Below are 21163 nucleotides of genomic sequence, written 5' to 3' on the forward strand. Positions count from 1 at the left end.
TATCCGGCAATCAAATTACAGCGATTGATGCCGTGTCTCATGGGTTAACAGCAGCGCTATCAGCGTTAATGTTGCCATCGATGCCAGATAAATACCAACTGCTGGCAGGCCGTAGTTGCCTTGCAGCCACGCGGCGATGTAAGGGGCCACGGAAGCACCGAGAATGGATGAAACGTTATACGAGAACGACGCGCCCGTGTAGCGAACCTCGGTTGGGAACAGCTCCGGCAGCAGCGCGCCCATCGGACCGAATGTCAGTCCCATCAGGCTCAACCCCAGCAGCAGGAAGACAAATACCAGCGCCGGATTGCCAGAGCCCAGCAACGGTTTAAAAGCGAACAGGGCGAACAGAATGATAAGCGTCGTGATGATGAGCATACTCTTGCGACGGCCAAACGCGTCGGCCAGCAGCCCGGCTATCGGTACCATGACGCCAAAGCCAATCACCGCCATCATCAGCATCCACAGGACTTCATTTCGCGGCAAGCCGAGGCCCACAGGGGCTGCGGCGGTGCTGAAGGTCATCGAGTAGACGGTCATGATATAAAACAGCGTATAGGTCGCCAGCATGATAAACGTGCCGAGGATGGTGACGCGAACATGCTTCGTCAGCAGAGTGCCCAACGGGATTTTAACCTGTTTTTTCGCCGCTGCGACTTTGGCGAAAACGGGGGATTCGTGCAGAGAAACGCGAACGTACAGGCCGATAATCACCAGCACCGCTGAAGAAATAAACGGTACACGCCAGCCCCAGCTCATAAACTGCTCATCGGTCAGCAGCCAGGAGAGCAGCAAAAATGTGCCGTTGGCAAAGAAGAAGCCGATCGGTGCACCCAGTTGAGGGAAGGAACCGTACAGCGCCCGCTTGCGCGGCGGGGCATTTTCCGTTGCCAGTAGCGCAGCGCCGCCCCATTCACCGCCAAGACCCAAACCCTGACCAAAACGTGCCAGCGCCAGCAGGATCGGGGCGAAAATCCCAATTGTCGCGTAGCCTGGCAACAAGCCGATAATAACCGTCGAGATCCCCATGGTTAGCAGCGAGGCAACCAGTGTGACCTTACGCCCGACACGGTCGCCGAAATGCCCGAACACCGCCGAGCCGATCGGCCGCGCGACAAAGGCGATAGCAAAAGTCGCAAGAGACTGCAGCGTTGCCGCGGCCGGGTCGCCCTGTGGAAAGAAGATGTGGGGAAAAACGATCACCGCGGCGGTCGCGTAAATATAGAAATCGAAGAACTCAATGGCGGTGCCGATGAGTGAGGCGACGACGACTTTATTGCGCGAGTTGACCGGGGTGTGTTCCTGTTCGTTGTCGAGCGTTGTGGCGGTTGCTTGCATAATATTTTCTTATTTTTTGTCGAACGAATGGTCATATTACGCACAGCAAAAGAGACATTTCAATCTGTAACAAACGTTGCGCATGGTCAAAAATAAGGCAAAAAGGGGATAATTTTTAGGCCGAAGATTTCGCTTCTATGAAATGCTTCACATATTTTAAAACTTGGATGATAAAACTGGTTTTTGGTTAAATAAAAGTTACGGGCTGGATTTATATTCTGAGAATGCACGGGATGGCGATGCAAGCATTGGGGCGTAGCCGGATGAGTGTGGCGTCATCCGGCAGTTGGTGAGATTAGCGGTGCGTTTTCCCCGGCATCCGCGGGTCATCTTTATATTCAGCCGTCGCTATCCAGGCGGCGCAGAACAGAGTCAGGCGGGCGAAGAAATAGAAGAACGCCATCAGGCCGAGCACCGAGCCAAACGCTGCACCTGACGGCGATTGCACCAGCGACGGCAGCGTGTAGGTCATAATAATTTTGATGGCTTCAAAGCCAAAGGCAGCGATAAATGTACCGCGGATCAGCGCCTTCTTACGCGGGCGATGGCGGGGGAGTCGCCAGAAAATCCAGAAGAACAGCAGATAGTTGGCGAAAATGGAGATAGCCAGGCCGATCAGTCGCCAGGCGGGCTTCAGCCATTCGATGTCGTCGAGGTACAGAGCCGAGATAATCATCTGCTGGGCAGAGCCGGCGATGGAGGTAATCGACAGCGTGACGATCAGCGCAATCAATAATCCAATCAGCGAGATAAAATCGCGCAAGTATTTGACCCAGATTTTTTCCTGATCCTGCGGCGTGCGCTCCCAAACGTCCCGCGACTGGGCACGTATCGCTTCGCGCAGGTTTCCCATCCAGTTAATCCCGGAATACAGCGCGATACCCAGCCCGACCAGGCCGACGGTAGTACGCTGCTGAACGGCAGTATTGATGGTGTTTTTCAGCGTGGAGGCGAGCGTCGGATCGCTGACGTTAATCAGGATTTTGCTGAAGATATCCTGCAATAGTGTGGGGTGCGAAGCGAGAATAAAACCAGCGGCGGCAAACGACACCATCAGAATGGGGATCATCGACAGGAACGAAAAATAGGTAATTGCAGCGCCAAACTGGTTTCCCATCCGGTCATTAAAACGCTCTGCAGCGCGGATCAGGTGGGCGATAATGGGCTGGCGCTGAACACGTTCTGCCAGAGTCAGGGCCGTTTTCAGCGCCTGATGGGTCTTACTGTTGGTCTCTGCGCGGTCACGCTCTGGCGTCTCAATTTTTACGATCGGGGCGTGCTCAAGTTCCTGAATGGGGCGTTTTACGTCTTTTTCCTGCGTCATCAGGGCGGTAGTCCTTATTTTGTGCATTCACAGGACAGTATAGCGTGTCAGTCCACATAGTCTTTCATCACACCGGTCAGCCATTCCATAAACAGGTGTACCCGGCGGGAGAGATTGCGGCGATGCGGATAAAGCAGAGATACCGGCATCGGTTCGGCACGATACTGCGGTAATACTTCGACCAGCGTACCGGCACGTAATGCTTCACGTACACCCACTCGCGGGACCTGGATGATGCCCAACCCGGCAAGACAGGCCGCATGATAGGTTTCGGTGCTGTTTACCGTCAGCATGCCGCCGGTTTTTATCCACCGGGGGCCGTTGTCTGTCGCGACTTCGAAACCCTGCGAGCGCGTACCCAAATTTACCGAGTAATGTACCACCGCATGCGAGACCAAATCTTCCAGACTTTCTGGATAGCCAAAACGGGCCAGATACTGTGGGCTGGCACAGTTAATCTGCGTCAGTTTTCCCAGCGGGCGGGCAATCAGTCCAGAATCTTTCAGCGTCCCCACGCGCACTACGCAGTCGAAACCTTCGCGTATTAAATCCACCAGGCGGTCGCTGCTGCTGAGCTCGAGTTCAAGTCCAGGGTACTGATGTAAAAAGGCGGGCAGGCGGGGCATCACTAGATTCCTGGCTACGCCAACCGGCATATCGACCCGCAGCTTACCGCTGATGCTGGTGGGATCGTGATGAAACAGTCCGTCCAGTTCATCCAGATTGCTCAACAGATCTTTTGCGCGTTCGTAATAGATCATACCGTCCTGGGTAAGCTGAACGCGGCGAGTGGTGCGATGCAGCAACTGAGTCCCCAGATGATTTTCCAGCGCCTGGATCTGGCGCGATACGCTACCCTTAGGCAGTCCAAGTGTGTCGGCCGCGCGCGAAAAGCTCTCCAGTTCTGCGACGCGGATGAACAACTGCATTGCGTGAATTTTATCCATCCTCATGCCCTATTATTGTTCTAAACGAAACAGTAATGCGTAATTAACAGTATTTATTGTTTTTCTAACACCTAATAAGCTCAATCTCAATCTTCACTACAGCAGAAATGGGGTTTCTTATGACGCAACGTATCGCATTGGTGACCGGCGGCGGTCGTGGACTGGGTAAAAACGCGGCGCTTAAGCTGGCGAGCAAAGGAATTGGCATTATCCTGACGTGGAACAGCAACGAAAAAGAAGCGCAGCAAGTTGTGGATGAAATTCGCCAACTTGGCGGTAAAGCAGCAGCATTGCCGTTAAATGTCGGGGAGATTTCAACGTTCCCACTCTTTGTTGAGCAGATGCAGGAAACGTTGCAGACCCAGTGGCAGTGTGCGGGATTTGATTATTTATTGAACAATGCAGGGATTGGCATAAATGCGCCGTATGCTGACTTCACTGAAGCGCAGTTTGATCAGCTTTTGAACATCCAGTTTAAAGGCCCGTTTTTCCTGACGCAGAGTCTGTTGCCGCTGATAAAACAGGGCGGCAGGATACTCAATGTGTCGACTGGGCTGTCGCGTTTTGCCCTGCCAGGCTACAGCGCCTATGCCGCCATGAAAGGCGCGATGGAAGTGCTAACCCGCTATCAGGCTAAAGAGCTGGGGGAGCGCGGGATAACCGCGAATATTATTGCACCAGGGGCGATAGAAACCGATTTTGGCGGTGGGAACGTACGGGATAATGTACAGCTAAATACCTATATCGCCTCGCAAACGGCGCTGGGGCGCGTTGGGCTGCCGGATGATATTGGGGACGCCATTGCCGCACTGCTCAGCGATGAGCTAGCCTGGATGACGGCACAGCGTATTGAGGTATCTGGCGGGATGTTCTTGTAAATCCGCAACGTGCTTACTCGGCAGGTATGCAACCCGTTGACCAGGCACTTCATGCTATATCGTGTTTTGTAACACATTCACCTGATGTTCGAGATTCCTTATATTCAGCAAAAAATATAGACTCAGATTAATCAATATTAATTGACGAGTTGCACGTGCTGATAATAAGGAAATCCTTAAAGTGGAGCCTTGTTTTTACCTCTTTATGTAATCATTTTGTTTGAGCTGTAACTATTCATAATTCCTGCTTCTTTCTTCTTCTGCTATCGGTAGAATGGCCTCTGCCAAATGGCGAGTTCTTATTTTACCCCGTGGGTAATACCCTTCCGCGTGTTAAGGCAAATATCTTATTCAGACGGAGAGAAATAATGCAGGTAATAATGTTTGACAGGCAGTCAATATTTATTCATGGAATGAATATAAGTTTACAAGAAAGTATTCCAGGAGTGGATGTTCAGGGTGTCAGTCAGGCAGATGACCTTTGGCAAAAACTGGAAGCAAACCCGGAAGCGTTAGTCATGCTTGATGGCGATCTTGACGGTGAGTTCTGCCGTGGACTACTCCAACAACTTGCGCAGCGCTATTCGACGGTAAAAGTACTGATAACCGCCACGGATTGCCGTAAAAAATGGCTGCAAGAGGTGGCACAGTTAAATGTGCTGGCCATTGTGCCGCGCGACTCTGACGCAGAAACGTTCACACTGGCACTTAATAGCATTGCCATGGGTATGATGTTTTATCCCAGAGAGTGCTTAACGCCAATCGAGAGTGGTAGCCAAAATATTAAAACATTAAGTTCGCGTCAGCGAGAGATCCTAACCATGCTGGCTGCCGGAGAGTCCAATAAGCAAATTGGCCGCATGTTAAATATCAGTACCGGAACGGTAAAAGCGCATCTGGAATCGCTGTATCAGCGCCTGGAGGTAAAAAACCGCACCCAGGCGGCAATGATGTTAAACGAAGTACATTAACCAACGCTTATTTCACAGTCAGAGCATCTCTGGCTGTGAAATATGAGCAGGCCACATTCCTGATGCGCAAAATTGGGTTATCCCCACGCTAAATATCCACGCAATTAACGCTTCCAGCTGAAACAGATCTTCTAACTGCGGAAACTTCGTATGGATTAATTCCTCGCAGGCGGAAAGATCCGTGAGCAGCAGTGTTTCTGCCTGTGCCACTGAAATATGACTGTTGAAGGTTTCACTTGCGGTGATTTCATGCCCGTAGCCAATGACCCAGACCCCACGTTCATCCTGATATTTTTCCAGTGACAATCCTTGTCCCTGTTTAATAAAGGCGATACAAGCGGGCGTAAAATGTGATGAATGGCGGTACATACTGATTTCTCCGCAAAGAGAACCATTCTAGAGAAAACCTCCCGTTACGGTAGTTGCCATGTAGCCCGTTTTTTCAGTAAAACGCCTTATGACGTGGGTGGTTGATATTCCTGCTTTAGCAGGCCGAAAATCCAGTCATCGTGCCAGGTTTGATGCAGCCAGTAGCTTTCGCGCAGCGTACCTTCGTGAACGAATCCCACCTTTTCCAGCAGACGTCGTGAGGCATAGTTACCTGCGGTGACGCAGGCCGTCATACGACGTAGCCCGCCGGTGGTAAACGCGAAATCACACACGGCATACAAGGACTCAGCGCCATAACCTTTACCTTGCGCTTCGGGCGCGAGCAGAAAACCCACTTCGGCACATTCATTACTTTGGTGAACATATCCAGTGACGCCCAGTCGCGATCCTGAGTCATTATCGCACACGACCAGGCATAGCCAGTGTGGGCTTCCGGGAGACCATTCAGGTAAGCGCGAGTTGAATATTGCCTGTACGTCTTCTTCAGTGCGTGCATCAGAGACATAGTGCATGACACCAGGGTGCTGCTGTAATGCTAGGAAAAAATCCCAATCGGCCTCCGTCAGCGGGCGGCAGGTCAGACGTGATGTTTTTAACACTGGCACAGGCTTATCTCCTGAATAATTTTCAATGGTTACGTGGTTATCACTGTAAAACATACTTATTTGTTATATGAATATGTTTCGGTTTACTCCGGCACGTTTTTACACGGCGCTGCGTTTATAAAAAGAGCAATAAAGACCATTGTGAGGCCGTACTGTTGCGGCCCTTTTAGGGATGATAATGACCAATAGCGCATTACCGGCGACATGTACGCCATTTGAACACTGTTTGGGGATCATCCGCCAGGCATCGGTGGAAATCCTGCTGCTGTTAGGCGTGCATGTTGCTGAAGGCAAAGATCCGCGCTGGTTTCTGGAACAGCTCGACCAGGCCCGCCTGAATCTGGGTGGCTGGGCGGCGGTAGCCAGACGATTGCAGATGAACGATGCACAGTTAAGCCAGTTCACCCTGAGATTACGTCATCTTCAGCAGAACGTACCTCAGTATGAAAGTGGTCAGGATGTCAGTGAAAACCAGCTTATTTCTGCGCTGCGTTTTGTCGCCTCTCTGGAGCAGATGCGTCAGCTGCAACCGTTGCTGAACTATCAAACCGATATTGACGCCGGGAGTCCCGAGGCGCAGATGCAGGCACAGCGCCAGCTTCGCGCAATAGAGTTAACGCTGAAAGCCCTCGTTGCGCGGGTATGGCCGGACCAACATCCGCTTAACAGCTTCCTGAAACAACACTTTGGTGCCGATAGGCTGCGCCGCTGGCTTAAGCTTGGCGAGGGGCGTGATGCGCTGGACGGCATGTTGTTTAGCGAACTGGCGCTGATGGTGGTCGATAAGAAACTGTTCGTGCGCCACTTTACCCAGATTTTTAATGACACTTCGGTACTCACGCTGTTTGTCGAACCGCGATTAACGCTGCGTATGTTTCTTGATGACTGCCGACTGGCACGCAATGGCATTATTGCTCAGCAGTCGTTGAGCTCGGTACAGCTGATGCTGCTAAATTATCAGTACCGACAAATCACCCATCCTGTCCAACGGGCGTTTGAAGAGCGGCGTATCCGCATCAACCCTGCATCGTATTTGGAATCTGATGAGAGCCTCATCCGCCAGTTCTGGATAACGGCAAAGCAAAAGGCCGAACAAACCGGGGAGGATAAACAGGAAATTGCCGACAGCATCGACCCACCGGAAAAACGGGTACAGCGCACGGCTGAAGAGCGTGAACAACTGATTTCCAGCATGCTGTGGGTGGCCGTTGGCGTGATGGTGCTTATGATATCGCTGGGTGCGTTCTGGTTATTTAGCTCGCCTGCGCCGCAGGCACCTGCCGGTCAATCGGTTGACATCGTGCAGGAGGAACCGCGACGTGATGCGCCCTCCGCACGGGACGCGGTAACTCGCATGGGCATTTCGTGGGATGCATTTACTATGCGGGCGGCTATCGATCGCAATGACACCCGCGTGACGTCATTGTTTTTACAGGGCGGGATGGACTGGAAGCTGGCGTGGACGGAGCAGGCGTTCACTGCGGGCAATACTGCCGTGTTGAAGCTGCTGTTGCGCTATCCTTCGCAGATGGATGAAGTCCAACCCTGTCAGCAGTTTATGAGTACGCTAAGTCATGCGATGTCGAATGGAGCATCGCTGACGTCGTTGCATAAAAGCTATCTGCAAAGTTTTTGCGCCAAACCGGATGTTGTTGCGCGTCAGCAGTATGACGCCGAACAAGCCGAGCTGCGAGCTCGCGCGGAGCCAAGCGCTGAAAACAAGAAATGGCAGAAAATCCATACTGCGCTGTATGACGCCATTAACTGACAACCTGATTTCGCCAGCGTCATCAGGCTGCCAGGCTATTACGGTTCGCCGTACAAACCGATTAATCGGCGCACCACGCCATTAGTCCAGCCAAAACCATCTTGCAACGGATATTCCCCGCCGCCGCCTTCACGCGGCGTGCCGTCGGCGATGTGGTATTTCTCGATCAGCTTATGGTGTTCCTGGTAAAAAAGATTAACTGTTTTCAACCAGTTGCGGGCGATTTCATCTCCCAGGTGGTCGTCACCGTACAGCTTGAATCCCTGAATCGCCATCCACTGCAGCGGCGCCCAGCCGTTGGGTTTATCCCACTGTTCACCGGTTTCGTATTCCGTTGCCATAATGCCACCGGGGGTTAGCAGGCGACTGCGCACGGTATTGGCGAGCCGGTCGGCTTGTGCATGGGTCGCCATACCGACATACAGCGGCACGATACTGGCGGCGGAGAAGAGGGCCATTTCTTCGCGCCGCCAGTCATAATCCCGATAACAGCCGTTTTCATCATCCCACAGATAGTGGTCCACGGCGGCGCGGCGGTCAGTGGCTTTCTGGCGAAACAGGGTCTCCGTTTCCCGCTCGCCTTTCAGTGCCGAAATGTTAGCAATGGTGTTCTCCAGCTTGTACAGGAAGGCGTTGAGGTCAATGGGGATGAACTGGGTGGTGCGAATGCTGGCAAGACGGCCCGCATCGCGCAGCCAGCGTGAGGAGTAATCCCAACCGGAAGCCGCACCCGCTCGCAGATCCCGGTAGACTTCATTGGGCGGGCGACCCGAATGCTTGGCCGTTTCGACGTCTTCGAGCCATGACTCATCGCGCGGGGTGTCGCGATCGTCCCAATAGCGGTTGAGCAGAGAACCGTCCGGCATTCGGATGACATGACGGTAGGCCTGGTTAAGCGCCAGGGAATCAGCGCCATCCATCCAGAACGCGTATTCCATTTTAAGATGATCCAGATAACGTCGAGCGCCGCGTACGCCATCCTCTTCAAACAGTTCCACCATCAGCGCAAAAACAGGCGGCTGCGAGCGACTCAGGTAGTAAGTTCGGTTACCGTTCGGGATGTGGCCATAGTTTTCAATCATCCAGGCAAAGTTATCCGCCATACATTTCAGCAGATCTTCCCGACCGCTCTCCGCCAGGCCCAGCATGGTGAAATAGGAATCCCAGTAGTAGGTTTCGCTAAAACGTCCGCCGGGTACAATATACGACTGCGGCAACGCCAGCAGGGAGGACCAGGGAATGTGATCCTGCGGTTCGCGCGTTAGCACTGGCCACAGCTGGTCAATATGCTCTTTCAACGAGTCCTGCGGGTTGGAAACATACTCACTCGACGGGGTTTCGGGCATCCAGAAATGCTTCTCGACAAAGCGTTGCAGGTCAAAGTCCCGGTGGCGCTTAACTTTGCGATAGCGGATCAGAATGTCCAGCGGGTCCATTTTGGGCGCGCAGTCGGGGAAGGTTTTGCTGTCGGCAAACAACTTTGACGACTGGACATGCTCGAACAGTTCAAGGTAGCGGTCGGCGGGCGTTAACGCATCGGAGGCGGGTAGCCCTTCAATCATCTCCGGCTCAGGCTCCGCCTCAATCATTTCATCCAGCTTTAACTCGCACGGATCCATTTCATAAAGCAGATCGATGTCGATCGTCAGTTCTTCTGAAGGGGCGTGGGGTAGTTTCTGGTTGAGCATAATGAGAAAGACCTCCGGTAAGAGTTGTTGAAAGGAAACGGCTATTGCCCGGCTGTCTGTTAAGCGTAGACATTCGCTTCGGTGTCGGGTGAGTAAAGCGTGCGATTGATCACGTTTTTAGGCTTTTCAATTATTAAGAAATAAAACTATCTCAATGATAACAATGAATAATTACTGGTTTGCGCGACCTGAAGATATTTTATTTTCAGAATATTCGATTGCAACGAGGTGTGAACAGAACGACTCACGGGCCGTAATGATAATAGGCACAGGCTATTCTAATGATAGTTCTTGCCCATGTAATTGATTGATACTTATCAAAATAATAATCCCCTTATTTCCTATGATGGTCAAGTCTGACAAAGACTGCGCATTAATTATTTTAATTTTCTGGGTCACAATAACTCACAACGGTGAGGGTAAAATAATGAAAATCATTACCCGTCTTACCGCGATTGCCATAGCTGGCATCGTGATTTGTTATTTTGGATTATCCGGTTATGTGTGGTATCACGATAATCAACGTAGCAAACAGGCTGATGTTCAGGCCTCTACGCTGGAAGCTAATAATAAGGTATTAGGATTTTTACGCGAAAAGGGATGCGATTATTGTCACACGCCTTCAGCTGAATTGCCTTTCTATTCTTCCTTTCCTGTCGCTAAACAATTGATGAATTACGACATTCAATTGGGATACAAATCATTCAATCTTGAAGCCGTTCGCGCCGCTCTGATTGCGGATAAACCCGTTTCGCAAAGTGATTTGAATAAAATCGAATGGGTTATGCAGTACGACACTATGCCGCCTACGCGCTATACCGCGCTGCACTGGGCCGGTAAGGTTAGCGATGCGGAGCGAGAGGAAATTCTTGCCTGGGTAGCCAAACAGCGTGAGCAGTACTACGCCAGTCGCGATACCGCAACTCAGCATCGCAATGAACCTGTACAGCCAATACCGGAAAGCATTCCGACTGACGATCGCAAAGTGGCGCTTGGGTTTACGCTTTATCATGACCCGCGCATATCTGGCGACAGTACGATCTCCTGTGCACACTGCCACGCCTTAAACGCAGGTGGAGTGGATGGCAGAAAAACGTCAATCGGTGTCGGTGGTGCGGTTGGACCTATCAATGCGCCGACGGTCTTTAACTCAGTCTTTAACGTGGAACAATTTTGGGATGGTCGTGCGCCAACATTGCAGGCTCAGGCGGGTGGTCCACCGCTCAATCCGATTGAAATGGCGTCAAAATCCTGGGATGAAATTATCCAGAAACTGGATAAAGACCCGGCCTTGAAGCAAGAGTTTATCGCCGTTTATCCTCAGGGATTCAGCGGGGACAATATTACCGATGCGATTGCTGAGTTTGAGAAAACGTTGATTACGCCAAATGCACCGTTTGATAAATGGCTACGTGGTGATGAAGGTGCATTAACGGCTCAGCAAAAACAGGGCTATCAGTTGTTTAAGGATAATAAGTGTGCGACCTGCCATGGCGGTATTATTTTAGGTGGACGCTCATTTGAACCCCTGGGCTTGAAAAAGGACTTTAATTTTGGCGAAGTCACTGCGGCAGATATTGGTCGTATGAATGTCACTAATGAATTACGTGACAAACTGCGCCAGAAAGTCCCTGGATTGCGTAACGTTGCGCTGACCGCACCTTATTTCCACCGGGGTGATGTGCCTACGCTTGATGGTGCGGTAAAACTGATGCTGCGTTATCAGGTGGGTAAAGAACTTCCGCAGAAAGATATCGACGATATCGTGGCATTCCTTGAAAGCCTCAACGGGGTATATACGCCGTATATGCAGGGTAAGTAATCAAAAATAGACCGGATGGCGTGGTGCCATCCGGTATTTTGTTGCTTAACGCATTGTCACCTTGTACCCATACAGGATTTTAATGTCGAAAAGTTGGAAGGCCTTGTGGGAGGCACTTGCATGAGTAGTGATGGTTTTTCCAGAGTTTTGCATTCGGCAATTTCACTCTTCCTGTTGTTGGTAAGCTCGAATCAATAAACACCGCAATTTGTTCGATGTATCGGTTGCTCAACTTGGATTTCTTGTCAATGGTCGTGATGTTTCACACGAGGAAATCCATCCAGAGGAACATGTTCCATAATGCTATCATTTGCTTGAGAGGCTTCTTGGTCGTTTAGCTGCTTATTTTTATCGTATTTAATAGGTTTTCTTACTTAATCTCAGGCCATAAAAATCGATCTATAATATTATTTGCTATATATATCAATATATTAAACAGATTTTCAACAATCTTATGCCAGTCTGGATGACTTGATGAGAACAGTTCTATTCAGGTGGTTAGATTTAGTCTTCCACTTCAACTTTAAGTTGAAAAGAACATTGAAGACACCTTACCATCTGTTGAAGAGGCAGTTGCAGATCTAAATTTGCATGGCAAGAAATCTTGTAAGCCGAAGAAAAATTTAAATAAGTATTAAAAGGAGTTATATAATGGCTGGTTATGAAGCACCAATTACAATAAAAAAAGCAATCGACAACATTAAGAAGCGACATTATGTACTTCCGTCTATCCAGCGTGAATTTGTTTGGGATACTGACCAAATTGAGACTCTCTTTGATTCGCTAATGCGTGATTATCCCATCAGCACATTTCTATTTTGGAAAGTTGATAAAAATAAAATCAAAGACTTTCAGTTTTATGAGTTTTTACGTAATTACCATGAAAAAGACAATAGGCACAATCGAAAAGCTGAATTATCTAATGATGAAGACATCATTGCATTATTAGATGGCCAACAGAGAATGACATCTATGTACGTAGCGCTTACCGGTACTTATGCTAAAAAGATGCCATACTATAAATGGAGTAGTTCACACGCATTTCCAGCAAAGAAACTATATCTAAATTTATTAAAGCCCTCCGATGAGTTAGAAGTAGAGTATGATTTTAAATTTCTAACTGAATATGAAGCAAAGCCCCAAGAAGGTCATTACTGGTTTGAATGCAGTAAAATATTAGAAATCACGGATATGAGTAAGATATCCATGTACTTGATGAAAAATAAATTGATGGATACTTCATTTTATTCAGAACAAGAGTCTGAATTCGCAATTAATACGTTGAATGAGTTTTTCAATGTTATTCATCAAAAAGGTACCATTAGTTACTACCTTGAAGAAGGTGAAGAGCTAGACAAAGTACTGCAAATTTTCATTCGGATTAACAGTGGTGGCACCAAACTAAGCTACTCTGATTTATTGCTATCAATAGCAACTGCTCAGTGGAAAGACAAAGATGCTCGTGAGGTTATTCATGAATTCGTAGATACCATAAACCAAATCGGCGATGGTTTTAATTTCAATAAAGACATTGTGCTGAAATCTTGTCTGGTGCTAGCTGATTTTGACGTAAAATTTAAAGTGGATAATTTCACTAAAGAAAATATGGCTATCATTGAAGCTAACTGGGATAAATCATCAGCTGCAATGCGAACAAGTATCGAGCTTGTATCTAAGTTTGGTTATAGCAGAGATAACCTTGCCGCTACAAATACCATCATACCTATTGCATACTTTATTTATAAAAATGGATTCGAAGAAAGTATCCTTCATAGCTCGCACAGGGAAAATGACCGTAAAGCAGTTAAAGAATGGTTAGCACGAGTTTTACTCAAAGGGACATTCGGTGGTCAGCCTGATTCAATTTACCCAAAAATGCGTGATTTAATTAATGCGAATCTTGGCCGATTCCCACTGGCCGAGACTATTGCTCACTATAAAGGCAGTCGTAAATCCATAAGCTTTACTGAAGATGATATTGATAATTTACTCGAACTACAATATGGAAATGCAAAAACCTATTCAGTATTAACTCTGTTATATCCGGGGTTAAATAATGCATACAAATATCATCAAGATCATATTCATCCTCAATCGTTTTTTAGTAAACCTAAGTTACGTAAGTTGGGTATATCAGAGCAAGATATTGAATTATTTTTAAATAATTACAACAAGCTACCAAATCTACAATTACTTGAAGCAACCAGTAATGTCGAGAAAAGCGGCCAGGCATTTGAGAAATGGCTAAGTAAAAACTTTACGACATCAGAGTCATATGAAAGCTACTTAATACAGAATTTAATAGCACCCTCTCAGTCATTAGTATTCACTGATTTTTTAGCCTTCTTTGATCAACGTAAGCAGAATATTAAAAATAGATTTATGCAAATGTTAGATGTAAAAACAACTAGTTATGATACGGACTTAATCGAAGTATGATGAACCAATAAGATTTAGACAAAAATTTATGAGGTGCTGCGACGATATTGTCCGGCACCATTGATATAAGTGATTATAGATAATACATTTCTCCATTGATGTTCTTTAAATGTATATATGATGTATATCAGCAAGTGATTGATGTGTTTTTGTTCTCAGCTGGTTTAATTCTTGGATTGGACATTGTCCGAGAGCAATATCAAAAAAGTTAGTTTAAAGATTGTTCGGATTTCAGCCAAACAAAGCGGAATAATATATTTGATATTTAATGCCGATAAAAATGAAAAATCAGAATCACAGTAATAAAACGAAGATATAAAAAACTGGCCTGTAACAGCCAGTTTTTCAGGGAGACCAACGTGTGTCGGCAGCAGGTCTGCCTTAACGCATAGTAACAAATTCTTCTGACGCGGTCGGGTGAATAGCGACGGTGTTGTCGAAGTCTTTTTTAGTCGCGCCCATTTTCAGTGCGACCGCAAAGCCCTGCAGCATTTCGTCCATCCCAAAGCCGATGCCGTGAATACCGACAATCTTCTCTTCCGGACCCACGCAAACCAGCTTCATGCGGCATGGCTGGCGGTGAGACGTCACCGCGGTGTACATGGCGGTAAACGATGATTTATACACTTTCACTTGGTCGTCACCGTGCTGTTCGCGCGCCTGCTGCTCGGTTAAGCCGACGGTGCCAATCGGGGGGTGGCTGAAGACCACGGTTGGGATGTTGCTGTAGTCCAGATGCTCGTCCGGTTTGTTGTTAAACAAACGTTCGGACAGGCGACGGCCCGCGGCAACGGCAACCGGCGTTAACTCAACGGCGCCGGTGTTATCGCCAACGGCATAAATACCCGCAACGTTAGTGTTCTGGTATTTATCAACGGCGATGTAGCCTTTTTCGTTGGTTTTCACACCCGTTGCAGCCAGATTGAAATTGTCGGTTGCTGGTTCACGACCAATCGCCCAAATCAGACAATCCACCGTTTCACTACGACCATCTTCTAGCTCCAGGGTCAGGCTGCCGTCTGCGTTTTTAACCACCGCTTTCGGGATGGCATGCGTATGCAGAGTTGGGCCTTCGGCGTTCATCACTTCAACCAGAGTTTCAACAATCATCGGGTCAAAACTGCGCAACGGCGCGTGTTTACGCACGAACAGGTGTGTTTCTGCACCCAGACCGTTAATCACGCCAGCAAGCTCAACGGCGATGTAACCCGCACCTACCACGGCAACGCGCTTTGGCAGAGCTGGCAGCTCAAAGAAACCGTCGGAATCAATGCCGTATTCCACGCCAGGAATATTCGGATGGCTTGGGCGACCGCCGGTAGCTATCAAAATATGATCGGCAGTGATGGTTTCACCGTTCACTTCAATGGTTTTTGCATCTACGAAGCGGGCAAAACCTTTGATCACGTCGACGTTATTTTTACCCAGCACGTTATCGTAGGAAGTATGAATGCGGTCGATGTAGGCGGTACGGGTGGCGATCAGCTTGTCCCAGTCGAACTTGTTGATGGTGGTATCAAAACCGTAGTCCGGGCCGTACATATGGATCGCTTCACGAACCTGTGCGGCATGCCACATCACTTTCTTCGGTACACAGCCAACGTTGACGCAGGTACCGCCGAGTTCTTTGGCTTCAATCAACGCGCACTTCTGGCCATACATGGCTGCACGGTTAATGGAGGCGATACCGCCGCTGCCGCCGCCGATAGCGATGTAATCATAGTGTTTGGTCATGACCGCTCCTTCATGTTCATTGTAGGGCGGAGAAGCGTTATGCCATCCGCCAAAATATTCGCGATTGTATACCTGAAATCAAAAGGTTCCACCGATGGCTGCGATTACTCCGGCACGATCCAGCTTACCGAGGTATGCCCGGTTCCCGCCGGAACCAGTTTGCTGTGCAGCCATGGCAGCACGTTGTTCATCTGTTGTTCCAGCTTCCACGGTGGGTTAACCACAATCATGCCGGACGCCGTCATGCCGCGTTGATCGCTGTCCGGACGAACCGCCAGCTCAATTTGCAGGATGCGGCGAATGCCGGTCGCTTCGAGATCTTTGATCATGCGTTTAATTTGCTGACGCAGCACGACCGGATACCACAAGGCATACGTGCCGGTGGCAAAGCGTTTGTAACCTTCGTGAATGCCGGTTACTACTGCCTGATAGTCGGTTTTAATTTCGTACGGGGGATCGATGAGGATCAGCCCGCGACGGGAGACCGGCGGTAATTTAGCTTTCAGCTGCTGATAGCCGTCGGCTTTTGCCACGCGCGCGCGCTCATCTTTCTGAAACTCGGAGCGCAGCAGCGGAAAATCGCTCGGGTGCAGTTCGGTTAATTGCAGGCTGTCCTGTTCGCGCAGCAACTGGCGAGCAATTAACGGAGAGCCAGGGTAGTAACGCAACTGGCCGCTGCGGTTGAAATGGTTAACCACACTGATGTACGGCTCCAGCTCTGCTGGCAGATCGTCCTGCTGCCAGATGCGGGCGATGCCTTCCAGATATTCTCCGGTACGTTCAGCACGCTCACTGCTCAGCTGATAACGACCCGCACCGGCGTGGGTATCCAGATAGAGAAACGGTTTATCTTTCTCTTTGAGCGACTCGATGATCAAGCTCTGAACGGTGTGTTTAAGGACGTCGGCGTGGTTGCCAGCGTGGAAGCTGTGGCGATAACTGAGCATGGGTAAACGTGTTCCAGGTTGTAAACGTAGGCCCGATAAGCTGCGTGCCCTCAGGCGAAAATAGAGCGTATCGCCACAGTATACAGAAAAGTCGCCACCGCCGCGAAAGCGCAACGCCTGGCATTGAAATCCTCTACACTTAACCCCATTCTACAAATAATATGCACAGCGCCGGTATGCGCGCTTCATTCACTCTTTTCAACAGGACTGCGCTAATGACCAATCCATTGCTGACTCCCTTCGAACTGCCGCCGTTTTCCAAAATTCAGCCGGAGCATGTTGTACCCGCCGTCACCAAGGCACTGAACGATTGCCGTGAAAACGTTGAGCGTGTGGTTGCGCAAGGGGCGCCGTACACCTGGGAAAATCTTTGCCAGCGGCTTGCGGAAGTGGACGATGTCCTGGGGCGTATTTTCTCTCCGGTCAGCCACCTGAACTCGGTGAAAAACAGCCCGGAGCTGCGTGAAGCCTACGAGCAAACGCTGCCGCTGCTGTCTGAATACAGTACCTGGGTTGGGCAACATGAAGGTCTGTACCAGGCGTACCGCGATCTGCGTGATGGTGATCATTACGCCACCCTGAATACCGCACAGAAAAAGGCCGTCGATAACGCGCTGCGTGATTTTGAGCTTTCCGGTATCGGCCTGCCGAAAGAAAAACAGCTGCGCTACGGTGAAATTGCTACCCGCTTGTCTGAACTGGGCAACCAGTACAGCAACAATGTGCTCGACGCCACTATGGGCTGGACCAAGCTGGTCACCGACGAATCTGAGCTGTCCGGCATGCCGGAAAGTGCCTTGGCGGCGGCAAAAGCTCAGGCCGAAGCGAAAGAGCAAGAAGGCTACCTGCTGACGCTGGATATCCCGAGCTACCTGCCGGTGATGACCTATTGCGACAACCAGGCGCTGCGTGAAGAACTGTACCGCGCCTACTCCACCCGCGCGTCTGACCAAGGACCAAATGCGGGCAAATGGGACAACAGCCCAGTGATGGAAGAAATCCTCGCGCTGCGCCACGAGCTGGCTCAACTGCTGGGCTTTGAAAGCTACGCCTTTAAATCTCTTGCCACCAAAATGGCGGAGAACCCGCAGCAGGTGCTCGACTTCCTGACCGATCTGGCAAAACGTGCTCGTCCGCAGGGTGAAAAAGAGCTGGCCCAGTTGCGCGCCTTCGCCAAAGCTGAGTTTGGTGTTGATGAGCTGCAGCCGTGGGATATCGCGTACTACAGCGAGAAACAGAAACAGCATCTGTACAGCATCAGTGACGAGCAACTGCGCCCATACTTCCCTGAAAACAAAGCGGTTAACGGCCTGTTCGAAGTGGTTAAACGCATTTACGGCATTACCGCCAAAGAGCGTACCGATGTTGACGTCTGGCACCCGGAAGTGCGTTTCTTTGAGCTATATGACGAACACAACGAGCTGCGCGGCAGCTTCTATCTTGACCTCTACGCCCGCGAAAACAAACGTGGCGGGGCGTGGATGGATGACTGCGTCGGCCAGATGCGTAAAACCGACGGCACGCTGCAAAAACCGGTCGCCTACCTGACCTGTAACTTTAACCGTCCGGTCAGCGGCAAACCGGCGCTGTTTACCCACGACGAAGTGATCACCCTGTTCCACGAATTCGGTCACGGTTTGCACCACATGCTGACTCGTATCGAAACGGCCGGTGTTTCCGGCATCAACGGTGTACCGTGGGATGCCGTCGAACTGCCGAGCCAGTTTATGGAAAACTGGTGCTGGGAGCCGGAAGCGCTGGCGTTTATCTCCGGTCACTATGAAACCGGCGAACCGCTGCCGAAAGAACTGCTGGATAAAATGCTGGCGGCGAAAAACTACCAGGCGGCGCTGTTCATCCTGCGCCAATTGGAGTTCGGACTGTTCGACTTCCGTCTGCACGCTGAGTTTAACCCGCAGCAAGGGGCGAAAATCCTCGACACCCTGGCGGAGATTAAAAAGCAGGTTGCCGTGGTACCGGGTCCAACATGGGGTCGCTTCCCGCATGCCTTCAGCCATATTTTTGCCGGGGGTTACGCAGCGGGTTATTACAGCTATCTGTGGGCCGACGTGCTGGCGGCGGATGCATTCTCTCGCTTTGAAGACGAAGGGATTTTCAACCGTGAAACCGGTCAGTCGTTCCTCGAAAACATCCTGACCCGTGGCGGTTCTGAAGAGCCAATGGAATTGTTTAAACGCTTCCGTGGCCGTGAACCGCAGTTGGATGCGATGCTGGAGCATTACGGGATTAAAGGCTAATTATTCGCGTGAAGATCTGCTTACTTGATGAAACAGGCGCCGGAGACGGCGCCTTATCTGTTCTGGCCGCTCGCTGGGGGCTGGAACACGATGAAGACAATCTGATGGCGCTGGTGATGACACCAGAGCATCTGGAACTGCGTAAACGCGATGAGCCAAAGCTTGGCGGCATCTTCGTTGATTTCGTCGGCGGGGCGATGGCGCACCGTCGCAAGTTCGGCGGCGGTCGCGGCGAAGCGGTGGCGAAAGCCGTTGGCGTGAAAGGCGATTATCTGCCGGACGTGGTTGACGCGACTGCCGGGCTGGGACGCGATGCGTTCGTGCTGGCGTCGGTGGGCTGTCGCGTGCGGATGCTGGAACGTAATCCGGTGGTGGCAGCGTTGCTCGACGATGGCTTGGTGCGTGGCTATGCCGATGCGGAAATCGGTTCCTGGCTACAGGAACGGTTGCAACTGATCCACGCCTCCAGCCTGACGGCGTTAACCGATATCACCCCGCGTCCGCAGGTGGTCTATCTCGACCCGATGTTCCCGCATAAGCAGAAAAGCGCGCTGGTGAAAAAAGAGATGCGCGTGTTCCAGTCGCTGGTGGGTCCTGATTTAGACGCCGATGGCCTGCTGGAACCTGCGCGCCAGTTGGCCACCAAACGCGTGGTGGTCAAGCGCCCGGACTACGCACCGCCGCTGGCGGACGTGGCAACGCCGAACGCGGTGGTGACCAAAGGGCATCGGTTTGATATCTACGCGGGTACAGAGTAGTTTCCAGGCCAGATGAGGCGTTAGCCGCATCTGGCTATGCCGGTTACACAAACGGTGCCAGCGGATCGGCAATCTCAAACGCCACTGCGCGGTCGGCCTTCGGCGGATAAATCAGTTCGCTAACAATCGACACTTTCAGCTTCTTCGCTTCTGCACGCGTCAGTTTTACCTGCTGATCCCACCCTTCGCTATATACCGCGCCCCAGGCGCCGAGATCCAGACAGGTGACGTAGTTTTCCTGACGGTACGGTAGTGGTGCGACGTCGAGCAGGCTGGCGGCAGCGTTATTCCCGGCAAATTTACCCAACAGAATGGCGTGCTGGCAGGTCATCAGCGCATGGTTACCCTTATCATCGGTGGCGGCGTAGGCAACATCACCCGTCGCGTAGATATCCTCATGACCCACAACCTGAAGATTTGCATTTACATGCAGGCGGCCCTGACGATCGCGCGGGGCGTCGATCTGTGCCGTTAAGCCGTTCGCCTGAACGCCGACCGTCCAGATAACGGTTTGTGATGCAATTGTCTGTCCATCTTTCAGCGTTACGCCGGACGCGTCCACGCTTTCGACTTCCGCATTGACCCGCCATTCCACGCCCAGTTCCGCAGAGGCCTCGGCGATCACATCACGCAATTCCTGGCTCCAGCGTGCGCCCGGCTGTGGACCGCGTTCAACTACGACAACTCTGGTCTTAGCATCAGCACCGAGAATGTCGCGCAGGCGACCCGGTAATTCCAGCGCCATTTCGATACCAGTAAAACCGCCGCCGCAGACCACTACGGTATTGCGTGCTTCGCTTTCCGGTCGGTGTGCGAGATCCTTCAGATGTTGCTCCAGTACGGCTGCGCTTTCCAGCTGATCGAGGTCGAAGGCGTGCTGCGCGGCTCCGGCGACCATTGAACGATTTACCTGACTGCCGCTTGCCAGAATCAGTCGGTCGTAGCTAAGAAGTTGTTTTTTACCCGTTGCGTCTGTCCAGCTCACTTCTTTGGATTGCGGAAGCAACTGCGTTACCGTGCCGCACAGAAAGTTCACACCGGTGACATCAAACAGCGGCTGCAGCGGTGCGACCAGCGTCTGGACGTCATTCTCATAAAAACGCGGGCGTACGCGCAGCTCTGGTTGCGGAGCAATAACCGTAATATCAATGGACTGCTGATGTTTATCTGCCAGTCGTGCGGCGCTTAATGCTGCCCACATACCGGCAAAACCGGCGCCCACGATCAGAATTTGTTTACGCATTGGAGTTTCTCTCTGGTGACTACGAATTATTTACTCGGATTTTATTGGTCGTA

Annotated in this window: 16 protein-coding genes; 7 read left to right on the forward strand and 9 right to left on the reverse strand. The window is 50.7% G+C overall.

Going from position 1 to position 21163, the window contains the following annotated elements; all coding sequences use genetic code 11:
- Positions 1-15: 15 nt before the first annotated feature.
- The 3 genes from E4Z61_RS18075 to E4Z61_RS18085 all read right to left on the reverse strand — a co-directional run bounded on the left by E4Z61_RS18075 (position 16) and on the right by E4Z61_RS18085 (position 3609).
- Entirely contained in the window at positions 16-1338 is a 1323-nt protein-coding gene (locus tag E4Z61_RS18075; protein ID WP_135323954.1) for an MFS transporter, read from the reverse strand.
- 295 nt (positions 1339-1633) lie between these two features.
- Positions 1634-2662, reverse strand: coding sequence for an inner membrane protein YhjD (yhjD, locus tag E4Z61_RS18080; RefSeq protein ID WP_135323955.1), 1029 nt, complete (start codon positions 2660-2662; stop codon positions 1634-1636).
- 47 nt (positions 2663-2709) lie between these two features.
- The gene (locus E4Z61_RS18085; RefSeq protein WP_135323956.1) at positions 2710-3609 is read right to left on the reverse strand and encodes a LysR family transcriptional regulator; all 900 of its coding nucleotides are present in this window, start codon (positions 3607-3609) and stop codon (positions 2710-2712) included.
- 119 nt (positions 3610-3728) lie between these two features.
- Between E4Z61_RS18085 and E4Z61_RS18090 the strand changes: the two genes are divergently transcribed.
- A complete protein-coding gene (locus E4Z61_RS18090) occupies positions 3729-4487 on the forward strand; it encodes an SDR family NAD(P)-dependent oxidoreductase (protein WP_135323957.1) in 759 nt (252 codons plus the stop codon).
- A gap of 368 nt (positions 4488-4855) precedes the next feature.
- The gene (locus E4Z61_RS18095; protein WP_135323958.1) at positions 4856-5458 is read left to right on the forward strand and encodes a helix-turn-helix transcriptional regulator; all 603 of its coding nucleotides are present in this window, start codon (positions 4856-4858) and stop codon (positions 5456-5458) included.
- 18 nt (positions 5459-5476) lie between these two features.
- Here the strand turns inward: E4Z61_RS18095 and E4Z61_RS18100 are convergent, their stop codons facing one another.
- Positions 5477-5827 (reverse strand): lysozyme, encoded by a 351-nt coding sequence (locus tag E4Z61_RS18100; protein WP_135323959.1) that lies wholly within the window; start codon positions 5825-5827, stop codon positions 5477-5479.
- Positions 5828-5913: 86 nt separating this feature from the next.
- On the reverse strand, positions 5914-6453 hold the full coding sequence (locus E4Z61_RS18105; RefSeq protein ID WP_135323960.1) for a GNAT family N-acetyltransferase: 540 nt from the start codon (positions 6451-6453) through the stop codon (positions 5914-5916).
- Positions 6454-6631: 178 nt separating this feature from the next.
- Here E4Z61_RS18105 and E4Z61_RS18110 point away from each other — a divergent pair, with 178 nt between their 5' ends.
- Positions 6632-8221, forward strand: coding sequence for an STY4199 family HEPN domain-containing protein (locus E4Z61_RS18110; protein WP_135323961.1), 1590 nt, complete (start codon positions 6632-6634; stop codon positions 8219-8221).
- Between the two features lie 38 nt (positions 8222-8259).
- On the opposite strand, the gene E4Z61_RS18115 is transcribed toward E4Z61_RS18110, so the two are convergent.
- Positions 8260-9909, reverse strand: a complete 1650-nt coding sequence (locus tag E4Z61_RS18115) for an alpha,alpha-trehalase (protein ID WP_135323962.1) — start codon at positions 9907-9909, stop codon at positions 8260-8262.
- Between the two features lie 427 nt (positions 9910-10336).
- Here E4Z61_RS18115 and E4Z61_RS18120 point away from each other — a divergent pair, with 427 nt between their 5' ends.
- On the forward strand, positions 10337-11731 hold the full coding sequence (locus E4Z61_RS18120; protein WP_135323963.1) for a cytochrome-c peroxidase: 1395 nt from the start codon (positions 10337-10339) through the stop codon (positions 11729-11731).
- Positions 11732-12382: 651 nt separating this feature from the next.
- On the forward strand, positions 12383-14170 hold the full coding sequence (locus tag E4Z61_RS18125) for a DUF262 domain-containing protein (RefSeq protein ID WP_135323964.1): 1788 nt from the start codon (positions 12383-12385) through the stop codon (positions 14168-14170).
- A gap of 381 nt (positions 14171-14551) precedes the next feature.
- Here the strand turns inward: E4Z61_RS18125 and gorA are convergent, their stop codons facing one another.
- A complete protein-coding gene (gene gorA, locus E4Z61_RS18130) occupies positions 14552-15904 on the reverse strand; it encodes a glutathione-disulfide reductase (RefSeq protein ID WP_135323965.1) in 1353 nt (450 codons plus the stop codon).
- Between the two features lie 104 nt (positions 15905-16008).
- Positions 16009-16851, reverse strand: a complete 843-nt coding sequence (locus E4Z61_RS18135) for a 23S rRNA (adenine(2030)-N(6))-methyltransferase RlmJ (RefSeq protein WP_135323966.1) — start codon at positions 16849-16851, stop codon at positions 16009-16011.
- Positions 16852-17066: 215 nt separating this feature from the next.
- Here E4Z61_RS18135 and prlC point away from each other — a divergent pair, with 215 nt between their 5' ends.
- Both prlC and rsmJ read left to right on the forward strand, forming a co-directional pair.
- Positions 17067-19109, forward strand: coding sequence for an oligopeptidase A (gene prlC, locus E4Z61_RS18140; protein WP_135323967.1), 2043 nt, complete (start codon positions 17067-17069; stop codon positions 19107-19109).
- An 8-nt stretch (positions 19110-19117) separates the two neighbouring features.
- Positions 19118-19867 carry a 16S rRNA (guanine(1516)-N(2))-methyltransferase RsmJ gene (gene rsmJ / locus E4Z61_RS18145; protein WP_135323968.1) on the forward strand — a complete coding sequence of 250 codons (750 nt, stop codon included), beginning with the start codon at positions 19118-19120 and terminating at the stop codon, positions 19865-19867.
- Between the two features lie 43 nt (positions 19868-19910).
- Here the strand turns inward: rsmJ and E4Z61_RS18150 are convergent, their stop codons facing one another.
- Entirely contained in the window at positions 19911-21110 is a 1200-nt protein-coding gene (locus E4Z61_RS18150) for an NAD(P)/FAD-dependent oxidoreductase (RefSeq protein WP_135323969.1), read from the reverse strand.
- Between the last annotated feature and the right edge of the window lie 53 nt (positions 21111-21163).

Source organism: Citrobacter tructae (assembly GCF_004684345.1).
Taxonomy (GTDB): domain Bacteria; phylum Pseudomonadota; class Gammaproteobacteria; order Enterobacterales; family Enterobacteriaceae; genus Citrobacter; species Citrobacter tructae.